Origin of the sequence: Shewanella sp. Isolate7 (genome assembly GCF_022398425.1) — a bacterium.
In the GTDB taxonomy this organism is placed as follows: Bacteria; Pseudomonadota; Gammaproteobacteria; order Enterobacterales; family Shewanellaceae; genus Shewanella.
On sequence record NZ_JAKEVJ010000036.1, the window covers coordinates 41,761 to 52,045 of the forward strand.

Annotated in this window: 5 protein-coding genes and 1 pseudogene; 5 read left to right on the forward strand and 1 reads right to left on the reverse strand. The window is 54.3% G+C overall.

Translation table 11 applies throughout. The annotated features are described in order from the left end of the window. The first annotated feature begins 200 nt into the window (after positions 1-200). A complete protein-coding gene (locus L1D47_RS10880; RefSeq protein ID WP_239884806.1) occupies positions 201-1,991 on the forward strand; it encodes an autotransporter assembly complex family protein in 1,791 nt (596 codons plus the stop codon). Beyond that, the gene (locus tag L1D47_RS10885) at positions 1,988-5,968 is read left to right on the forward strand and encodes a translocation/assembly module TamB domain-containing protein (RefSeq protein WP_239884787.1); all 3,981 of its coding nucleotides are present in this window, start codon (positions 1,988-1,990) and stop codon (positions 5,966-5,968) included. The genes L1D47_RS10880 and L1D47_RS10885 overlap by 4 nt, the downstream gene beginning before the upstream one ends. Positions 5,969-6,083: 115 nt before the next feature. Here L1D47_RS10885 and fadR read toward each other — a convergent pair whose 3' ends face one another. Next, the gene (gene fadR / locus L1D47_RS10890) at positions 6,084-6,845 is read right to left on the reverse strand and encodes a fatty acid metabolism transcriptional regulator FadR (protein WP_239884788.1); all 762 of its coding nucleotides are present in this window, start codon (positions 6,843-6,845) and stop codon (positions 6,084-6,086) included. Positions 6,846-7,143: 298 nt separating this feature from the next. Between fadR and nhaB the strand changes: the two genes are divergently transcribed. The 3 genes and pseudogenes from nhaB to L1D47_RS10905 form a co-directional block, all read left to right on the forward strand. Beyond that, on the forward strand, positions 7,144-8,739 hold the full coding sequence (gene nhaB / locus L1D47_RS10895) for a sodium/proton antiporter NhaB (protein ID WP_239884790.1): 1,596 nt from the start codon (positions 7,144-7,146) through the stop codon (positions 8,737-8,739). Positions 8,740-8,886: 147 nt separating this feature from the next. After that, on the forward strand, positions 8,887-9,402 hold the full coding sequence (dsbB, locus tag L1D47_RS10900; protein WP_239884792.1) for a disulfide bond formation protein DsbB: 516 nt from the start codon (positions 8,887-8,889) through the stop codon (positions 9,400-9,402). Positions 9,403-10,147: 745 nt separating this feature from the next. Continuing rightward, a pseudogene (locus L1D47_RS10905) lies at positions 10,148-10,285 on the forward strand (IS4 family transposase); the annotation flags it as partial.

Genomic DNA, 10,285 nt, shown 5'->3' on the forward strand with positions numbered 1-10,285 from the left:
TGCTTCTCACGGTAGGCTTCCTCATTATTGTTTGCCTTCTTTGTACCGATTTTCATCATTAATTACAATCATCATCTTGCTTGGCCTCCATAATCTGCGACAATAAACAGCAACAAACTTTTCAACTAGATAGAGCCTTTTTCTTGCGGATCTTTGCGACCTTATCCCGGCTATCGACACTCGCCCTACTCTGCCTGTGCATGGGGGTATCGCCAATCTGGGCGAGCGACTGGTTAACGGTCGAGATCGACGGCGCCGACAAGGCGCTTAAACGCAACATCACGGCTCACCTTGGCGCCCTGCCAAGCTCTGAGGTGCAACGCCGCGCCTTTATCTTCAACGCCGATGAAAACATCGAGGCCGCGCTGCACTCCCTCGGCTACTACAAGGGCAAGATAGACCAGCAACTGGAGAGCCCGGAAACCGGCCCCTGGACCCTGCGCCTATCTATCACCCCAGGTGCGCCGACGGTGATCCAGTGGATCGACATTCAACTGACAGGCGAGATCCTCGATGACAAGGCGGTCAACGACTGGCTCGAGCAGATCAGCCTAAAGCCTGGCGATGTGCTCAATCATGGTGAATATGAGGCGATCAAGTCTCAGCTGCTCACCTATGCGTTGGCCAGGGGCTATTTCGAAGGCAAGTACCTCACTAACCAGATAGTGGTCAACCGGGATCTCGACAGCGCACAGATCAGTCTGCATTACGACTCAGGCCCGCGCTATCGCATCGGTGAGGTGAGCTTCAACGGCCACGACCTGGTGCCGGGTTTTCTCGACCGCCTGATCCCCTTCAAGCCCGACTCCCATTACAGCACGGGTAAATTAGGTGCACTCAACCGGGAGCTAGTCGATACCGGCTACTTCACCAACATCAAGGTGCTGCCTCAGCTCGATAAGATGCAGGACGACAGGGTTCCCATTCGGGTAGAGGTCACCCCAAGGCCCAGTCACTCTATCGAGCTAGGTTTGGGCGCCGACGTCGGCAACTCCATCGACAATAATATCGAGCCCAGAGTCAGGGTCACCTGGCGAACGCCGCAGATCAATCGTTACGGCCACTCCCAGGAGAGCAGCGTAGAATGGTCGCCGGACAGGCCAAAATTTCTGACCACCTACACCATCCCCATGAGCCATCCGCTGGACGATCAGCTCAAGATACGTGTCGGCCTGCTCAGGGATAAGTATGGGGTTACCCAAGTCTATGACGCCGATAAACGCGACTTTCGCAACACAGGTGAGCTGGAATCGGTCAAGAAACTCGTCGGGGTCGTCAGGCAGAAGCGGTTGAAGAATCAATGGCTGTTTACCTATTCGTTGGATGCCATCAACGAAGAATATGCTCAGTCGGATATCGATTATAATCCCGACGTTTTACTGCTGGGCACCAGCCTGTCGAAAACCACTCGTGGCGATAAGAGTCTGGATCCTAAGTCGGGCTTCTTTCAATATTACAGCCTGGAACATGCCGACCCGACACTGGGCTCAGATCTGCGCCTGACTCGGCTACAGGCCAAGTTTAAGTGGATAGACACCTTCTTCGACAAACACAGGTTTGTCTCCCGGCTGGATCTGGGCGCCAACCTGGTCAAAGATGACGAACTGCCCTTGGTACCGCCTTCGCTACGCTACTTCGCCGGGGGCGATCAAAGCATCCGCGGCTATAGCTATCACGAACTCGGCCCCTATATCGACTATACCAATAGTGAAGGTCAGCTGGCCCGCGTGGTGGTCGGTGGCCGCTATCTGCTGGTCGGCAGCCTGGAATATCAGTACTATCTTACCCCGACATGGCGAGTCGCCAGCTTTATCGATGCCGGTAGCGCCTTCGACAGTCAGCAGTTCGAGCCCATCGTCTCGGTTGGCGGCGGCATCCACTGGATCTCCCCCATAGGGCCGATCAAGCTGGATCTCGGCGTCGGTCTGAAAGAGACAGACACAGTGGATCGCAGCTGGCGCATTCATATCACCATGGGGGCCGAGCTATGATAGAAACGCCCGATGATTTAACCCCGTCTCAGGAGCAGGCCCTGGGGCTTAAAGGCGAAACGCCCGCTAATGAAAAGGCGCAAAGGCCAAGATCTTTGCTGTACCGCCTGGCCTGTTGGCTGCGTAACCTGGTTCGCGTGCTGCTCTATCTGCCGCTGGCCCTGCTTATCCTGCTGGCCATACTGATAGGTACCCCCTTTGGCAGTCATGTGGCGGTGAATCTCGCCGATCTCTTAGTGCCAGACGTAAACCTAAGCTATGGCGGCGGCACGCTCAATGGCCAGCTAAAACTGGAGCATGCCAAATGGCAGATGGCCGGCATAGAGGTCGAAACAGAGGGGCTTAGCCTCAAATGGCGTCCCCTGTGTCTGCTGCAGCGTCAGCTCTGCGTCGATTCCCTTGGCGCCGATGCGGTGCGGGTAGAGATAGATACCGACAAGCTGGCATCGTCGACGCAGGAGGAAAAACCACCCGTTGAGCAAATCGAGGACGATGACCCGCTCACCCTGCCCTTCGGCATTATCCTCAACCAGAGCGCCCTGCAGCAAATCAGCGTGCGGGTGAATCAGATGCAGTTTAATGCAGACGATCTTGCGGCCAAGGCCAGCTGGCTCGAGACGGGCCTACGGGTCAATCGTCTCGACAGCCAAGGGCTGATGGTGTCTATCCCCCTGGGGCAAGGCGAGGGCTCGGCTCATGCTAATACTCAGGCTAACTCTCAGGCTATCAATGGGCCTAATACTCAGACAAACACTCAGACTCAAGTACCTACGCCAGTCCAGGCACAGACGCAGGCAACAGCAAGTCGACAAGATGAGACAGACTGGCCCCTGAGCCAACTGCCCGAGGTCGAGATCCCCATGCCTATCTTTATCGACGGTGCGCAGCTGATCGACAGCCAGCTCAGGCTCGGCGAGCGTGTCGATAACTTTGCCGCCATCGACCTCGCGGGCAGCTACCTCGGCTATAAGATCACCCTGGACAACCTGGCCTTCAGCCACGACTACGGCAAGGCGCAGCTCGACGGTGAGATCAGCCTGACGCAAGATTATCCCATGGCGATTCACCTTCAGGCCGATCTCAACGCCAACGGCGTCAGCGAGTTGCCCGAGCTCAAGCGTCAACGCCTTAACGCCGAGATAAAAGGCGGTTTCGCAGACCTTGCCGTCAAGCTTAAGGGCGAAGGGCATCTGGTGCTTGACTTAGATGCCAAGGCCAATCTGAGCACAGCTGCGCTGCCCTACGAGTTACACCTGTTAAGCCCGCACCTGATGTGGCCACTGGGGCAGGCCCAATATGAGGCCAAGGCATTAACCCTCGAATCGAGCGGCAGCCTAAAGGCTCAACGGCTCAAGCTTAACGGCGAGCTAAGGACCCCCTACCATCCCTGGCTAACCCTGGAAGCCGAGTTGTCGCACCAGGATCAGCAGCTTGAGGTCGCCACACTCAGGGTCGACAGCGAGATGGGCAAGCTGGATCTTAGCGGCGCACTCGGTTACGGCCAGACCATTAGCTGGCAGCTTGCGGCCAACACTCAGGGCTTAGATCTCGCCCAGCTTAACATCGCGCCCGAGCAGCCCCTGCCCGCAACCCTGATCAATGGCAGCCTGCACTGTAAGGGGGAATTTAGTGATAAGGCCTGGTCGATAGGCATCAGCCAGGCAAATCTTGAGGGGCATGTGGACCAATATCCACTTAAGGTTCAGGGGGATATCGCCCTGAATGACAAGTTCCAACTTAACGCAGAGCATCTGCAAATCGACGCCCTCGAGTCCCAGTTAACCCTCTCCGGGCGGGTGGATGATGTCTGGGCACTGGATGGTCAACTGAGCGTGCCAGCCCTGAGCCTATGGGATCCGAGCGCCAGCGGTGCCATCGAGGCGGTCATCAATGTATCCGGCGACGATGAGCACCCCGAAGTCGCCATCAATGCCGATACCATAGAGCTCAAGTACGCCGATATCACTGTCGATAAGGCCAAGCTTATCGCCTTCTACCGTCCCCAGGATGCGCACCAGTTTGCATTGTCGCTGAAATCCTCGGACATCAAGGGGCAAGGCATGGAGCTGAGTAACCTCACCCTAGGCGTCAAGGGAGATATCACCAGGCAGAAACTGGGCCTGCAGACCTATGGCGATCTGCAGTTCAACACCTCGATCGCCTCAACCTATGATGAAAAGGCGCAGCGATTCGATGCCAAGATAAAGCGTATCAGCCTCAATTCACGCCTGGGCCCCATGGCGCTGGACGAACCTATCGACCTCTACTGGGACAACCAACAGGCGAAGGGTCAACTCTCCCCCTTCTGTTGGCGCCATGATGCCGCCAGTCTCTGTCTGACCGATCCCGCCGAGTTCGGTGACAAGGGCGATACCCGCCTGCAATTGGTAGGCGATCTCGGCGCCCTGCTGGCCCCCGTGCTGCCGGAAAACCTCAAATGGCAAGGCCCAACCCAGCTCGATGGCGAGTTTCAATGGGCCAAGGGTGCCAAGCCTACCGGTCAGCTGACACTGGCCATGGCACCGGGGCAGTTCGATCTCACCACCACCAAGCGACAGATCCAGGCCCAGTATCGCTACCTCAACCTCAAAGCCCGTCTGGATGAGCAGCAACTCGGCATCGACGCACAGCTGGAATCCGAGCGCTTTGCCAAGATAGACAGTCAGCTGGTGATCAGTACCGATCCCGAGCACAGGCTAAGCGGTAAGATAGATTTAAAGGATATCGATCTCCATGCCCTGTCCGACTTTACGCCGCAGCTAGAGGTCCTCAGCGGCCAGGTATCCAGCGCCATCATACTGGGCGGCACGCTGGATGAGCCGGATCTCAGCGGCACGGTCGACCTCGTCGACGGCCAACTGGCGGCGGCCGCCAACCCCACGCTATTGGATAACATCAGCCTCAAGCTCACCCTGCAGGGACAGACGGGACGGGTCGCGGGTCAGTGGACCATGGGCGATGGCAAGGCCGGCATAGAAGGCGATATCGACTGGACAGAGGGGCTCAATGGCAAACTCAACTTCAGCGGCAACAAGCTGGCCATCATTCAGCCGCCGCTGGCGATACTGGACGTGTCACCGGACATTGACATCGGCTTTAGCAATAAACACCTGGATATTCGCGGCAAGCTGGACGTCCCCTCGGGCCATATCACCATAGCTCAGCTCCCCGAGGGCGGCGTGGCCGAATCTGACGACGTGGTCTTCAACGACAGCCTCGCCAGTCAGGTACAGGTTAAAGACCCCATAGCGGTCACCAGCCAGATAGCTATCCAGGTCGGCGACAAGCTCGTCGTCGATGGCATGGGCCTGAGAGGCCTGCTCGTCGGTACCCTGGAACTGCGCCAGGCCGCCTTTAAGCCGCCGCTGCTCTATGGCGATATCAAGGTGGTGAACGGCAATTACAAATTTATGGGGCAGACCCTATCGATCAAGGCCGGTGAGGTGCAGTTTGTTGGTCCTATGGCGGTGCCTAACCTGAATATCGAGGCGATCCGAGAGATTAAGGATGAAGATGTGATCGCCGGGGTGCGCATTACCGGCACGCCGCAGAAACCCATAGTGACCCTCTTCTCTACCCCGTCCAAGGAGCAGGCCGAGATCCTCTCCTACATCATCAAGGGAACCGGATTTAACAGTAACGATTCGGATCAAAACAGCGCCCTGATGATGGGCGCCGCGCTGACCCTGGGCAATCAGCTGGGCAAGAACGCCTTTGGTAACCTGGGCAGCTCGGCATCCAACATCATCGAGAAGCTAGGGATCTCTAACGTGCAGTTTGACGCCAATGATGACGGTAAGGTCGCCATCAGCGGCTTTATCGGAGACGATTTGATGGTCAAGTATGGTGTGGGGGTGTTCAACCCCGGCTATGAGATGACGGTGCGTTACTACCTGATGTCTCAGCTCTATCTTGAGAGTGTCTCGGGGACCATCTCTAAGACCCTGGACATCTACTACAGTTTCGACATCGACTAGCGCCCTAACCTGCGCTAACCAGCAAGCCAGTACAGACACTAATAAAAAAGCCGCTCTCTAAGAGCGGCTTTTTTATTTAGACAGGGTCTTTAAACAGGTCTTTTAGACAGAACTTTTAGCCCTGGTTGGCCTCGGCCGACTGCATCAGGTTCGCCTTATAACGCTGCCACACCTTACCGCTGTTGATGCCATAGCTGCGCATCAATACCGGCACGTCGTTGTGGTTGTGCTCTTTGGCTAAGGCTTCGAGCGCCTGGTAGAAGTCTAGCGCCAGCTCGCGCGCCTTCTCGATGGCAAAATACTCTTCACCCACACGGCTATAGAGGCCCTTGAAACCGTTCAGGATCAACACATAAAGCGGGTTGCCAGAATGGTAAGCCAGGGTGTGATGCAGATGGTAATCGAATTCGATAAAGGCCTTAGCATCATCCTTTAGGGTCGCCAGTGGCGCTAACGCCTCTAATACCTTGTCTGGGTTGTAACGCACCGCGCCCTTAAAGTAGATGGCGCTGATGTTGGTACGGGCCGACAGCAGTTGCTCCAGCAGCACAGGCTCACCGGCAGGATTAAGCTCGGCGATGGTCTCAAGCACGTTAAGCCCAGAGGTTTCCCAGATATCATTAACCTTAGTCGGCTTACCGTGTTGAATGGTCAACCAGCCATCGCGGGCGAGGCGCTGCAGCACTTCGCGCAGTGTCGTACGTGTCACGCCGATCAGTTCAGACAATTCGCGTTCGGCTGGCAATATGGAACCGGGTGGAAACTTTCCCTCCCAAATCGAACGAACAATATACTTTTCGGCAAAGCTCGCAGGACCCTTCGCTTCAATAATATCTTTGTCTTTAGGCGTTACAGGTACTTGGGGGACAGTTGTCATCAGGCCACTATTCCAATTTATTCAAAGTTATCTTGGGCACTGATCATACCAGAGCGGCAAAAAATGGAAACCTAATCCGTAACATTACTGGATAAGATCAAGGACTCAGATCGCAATAATGAGCAAAATAGAGACCACATCAACAAGCTTGTGATATAGATTGCAGTTAATGTCTGTTTTTAGGCAATCTGAGCTAAAAAGGTATTAAATTCTACATATCATTAGGATACACTGAATTGAACAGCGGACTGTTCGTTAACTTTCTGTCAAAAAAAAATTATATAGATGAGAGGATGCCATGCCTGTGACCATGAGTCAGGCGTTTATTGACAATTTCTTAGGAAATTCTCCTAAGTGGTTCAAAATCGCAATTTTATCATTCTTAGTGATCAACCCGATCGTCTTCTACCTCAATCCATTTGTTGCCGGATGGTTACTGGTAGTCGAGTTCATCTTCACGCTGGCCATGGCGCTGAAATGTTATCCCTTACAACCCGGCGGTTTACTTGCCATCGAGGCGGTATTCATCGGCATGACCTCCCCCACACAGGTATTGCACGAGATCGAAGCCAACCTCGAAGTGCTGCTGCTATTGATCTTCATGGTCGCCGGCATCTACTTCATGAAACAGTTGCTACTGTTCGTGTTCACCAAGATGATCACCAAGATCCGCTCTAAGGTAGTGGTTTCCTTGATGTTCTGTGTGGCATCGGCCTTCCTGTCGGCCTTCCTCGATGCGCTGACCGTGATTGCCGTTATCATCGCCGTGGCCGTGGGTTTCTACTCTATCTACCACAAGGTGGCATCTGGCAAGAACTTTGCCGACGATCACGACCACACCTCTGACAGTCACGGCGAGGGGCATCCCCTGTGTGAAGACGAGCTAGAGGCATTTCGTGGCTTCTTGCGTAACCTGCTGATGCACGCCGGTGTCGGTACCGCATTAGGCGGCGTCTGCACCATGGTGGGTGAACCGCAAAACCTGATCATCGCCGCGCAGGCCAACTGGCAGTTTGGTGAATTTGCCCTGCGCATGGGCCCGGTGACCATTCCTGTGTTTATCGCGGGTATCGCGACCTGCTTCCTGGTAGAGAAATTCAAGTGGTTTGGCTATGGCCAACAGCTGCCCGAGGCGGTACATAAGATTTTGTCTGACTATGCCTCTTATGAAGATGCACGCCGCACCAACCACGACAAGATCAAGCTGGTCATCCAGGCCTTCGTCGGCATCTGGCTCATCGTGGGTCTGGCCTTCCACCTGGCCTCTGTGGGTCTTATCGGTCTGTCGGTGATCATCTTCACCACCGCCTTTAACGGCGTCACCAACGAGCATGCCCTGGGTAAGGCGTTTGAAGAGGCACTGCCTTTCACCGCACTGCTGGCGGTCTTCTTCGCCATCGTGGGCGTGATCATCGACCAACAGCTGTTTGCGCCTGTGATCCAGTGGGCACTGAGCTACGAAGGCAACACCCAGCTGGTGATCTTCTATATCGCCAACGGCCTGCTCTCTATGGTGAGTGATAACGTGTTCGTGGGTACCGTCTATATCAACGAGGTGAAGGCCGCGCTACTGGATGGCCAGATCACCCGCGATCAGTTCGACCTGCTGGCGGTTGCCATCAACACGGGTACCAACCTGCCATCTGTGGCGACGCCTAACGGTCAGGCTGCCTTCCTCTTCCTGCTGACCTCGGCCATCGCTCCGCTGATCAGGCTCTCTTATGGTCGTATGGTGTGGATGGCGCTGCCCTATACTATCGTATTGTCTATCGTGGGTATTGTGGCCATCGAGACAGGCTTCCTCAGCGACATGACCCAATACTTCTACGATTCAAACATGCTGATCCACCACTCTATGGCGGAAGCGGCAAAAGGCGCCGTCACCGGCCATTGATGAGCCTTCGGTCAATTAACCGGCCCTTAGGGGCCGATATTAGTCGTCACCAGACACTAATTTGTTGATTGACTGAACTTATCTAGTTTCGTAAAGTCTTAAAAACGCCTCTAGCAGTTAGAGGCGTTTTTTTATAGGAGAATATCGTTGAGTGCCCTGACCCGATTCGCACAGTCTCGCTTAGCCTGGACCATACTGCTACTGACTGCCCTAGGCCTGGAAGCTTGTGCCCTCTTCTTTCAACACGTGATGAAACTCGACCCCTGCGTCATGTGTATCTATCAGCGCCTCGCGGTACTCGGCGTATTAACCGCCGGCCTCATCGGCATCATCGGCCATGGCTATCGACTGATACGTTTTCTCGGGGTACTGGTATGGGGCGTTAGCGCGGCCTGGGGCCTCAAGCTAGCACTGGAACTGGTAGAGATGCAGACTAACCCGTCGCCTTTCTCCACCTGCTCCTTCCTGCCGGAATTTCCCGAGTGGATGCCACTACACGAATGGTTCCCCTCACTCTTTCTGCCTACCGGCATGTGCACCGACATCCCCTGGGAGATGTTTGGCATCACTATGTCACAGTGGATGGTGGTCGCCTTCAGCACTTACCTGATTGCCCTGGCGGTGTTTATCATTCCGGCGTTAATGCCGACTAAGAAAGCCTAATTGCGTTTAGGTTACCGCTTATAAGAAACGCCCTTAATGGGCGTTTTTTTGTGGCTAGCTATCGCCTAGCCACAGACGTACCTTGTTCACACATCTACCTTGAATCCTATTGACTAGATATTTGAAAGTCACTCCTTCAACCTAGTTAATAGCCTGCGGCTCGCTTATGTGCAGATACATCTGCTACACGCCGTAAATCCATCCCTGGAGGCTCGACGATGGCATCCCTGCCATCGACGTCCGCAGATGCATCTACACAGGTTATCTAACGTCTCTTCGATTTTGCGGAATTGATGGCGATTAGCATATCAAGCGCTCAATTTGTTTAAGCCAAAGGTTTTCGTTTTCGAATATAGATTTGGGAATTTCAATTCGCTTGAGTAACGACAACCAACGAGGTTATTTATCTGGGACACTTTGAAGCGTACCTTCACTGCAACCTAACGCCTGCCCGGCGGGTGCTGTACAAGGAAGTACCAATGTCGTGATCACAGGGATGTGAAAGAACGACGTATGTGCAAACACAATTTTGGCACGGTGAGTGAAGCAAAGCTTCGAGCTACGAACGAGAGGCATGGATGCCGAGCTGGCATTTAAACAGGGATGTTGTTTGAATATGTCCCTATACGCTCCACGCTGAGGAATCCCCTGATAACTTTGAGATAAATCATGAGATTAGAGTGAACTTGCACCTTGGAATGTGATCTGATTAAGCGCAAACAAAAACCAATCACGGACTTCCAAGGTGCAAGCGTTAACTATCTTACATCAATCTCTCTATCAACATTGCCCAGAAATTCACCAAAAGCGTCTAAATACCCTCATGGTTGCCTGCCGGGCTCTCATTGATTCAGACCGTCTTACATTGACCGCTTTAGGTCGT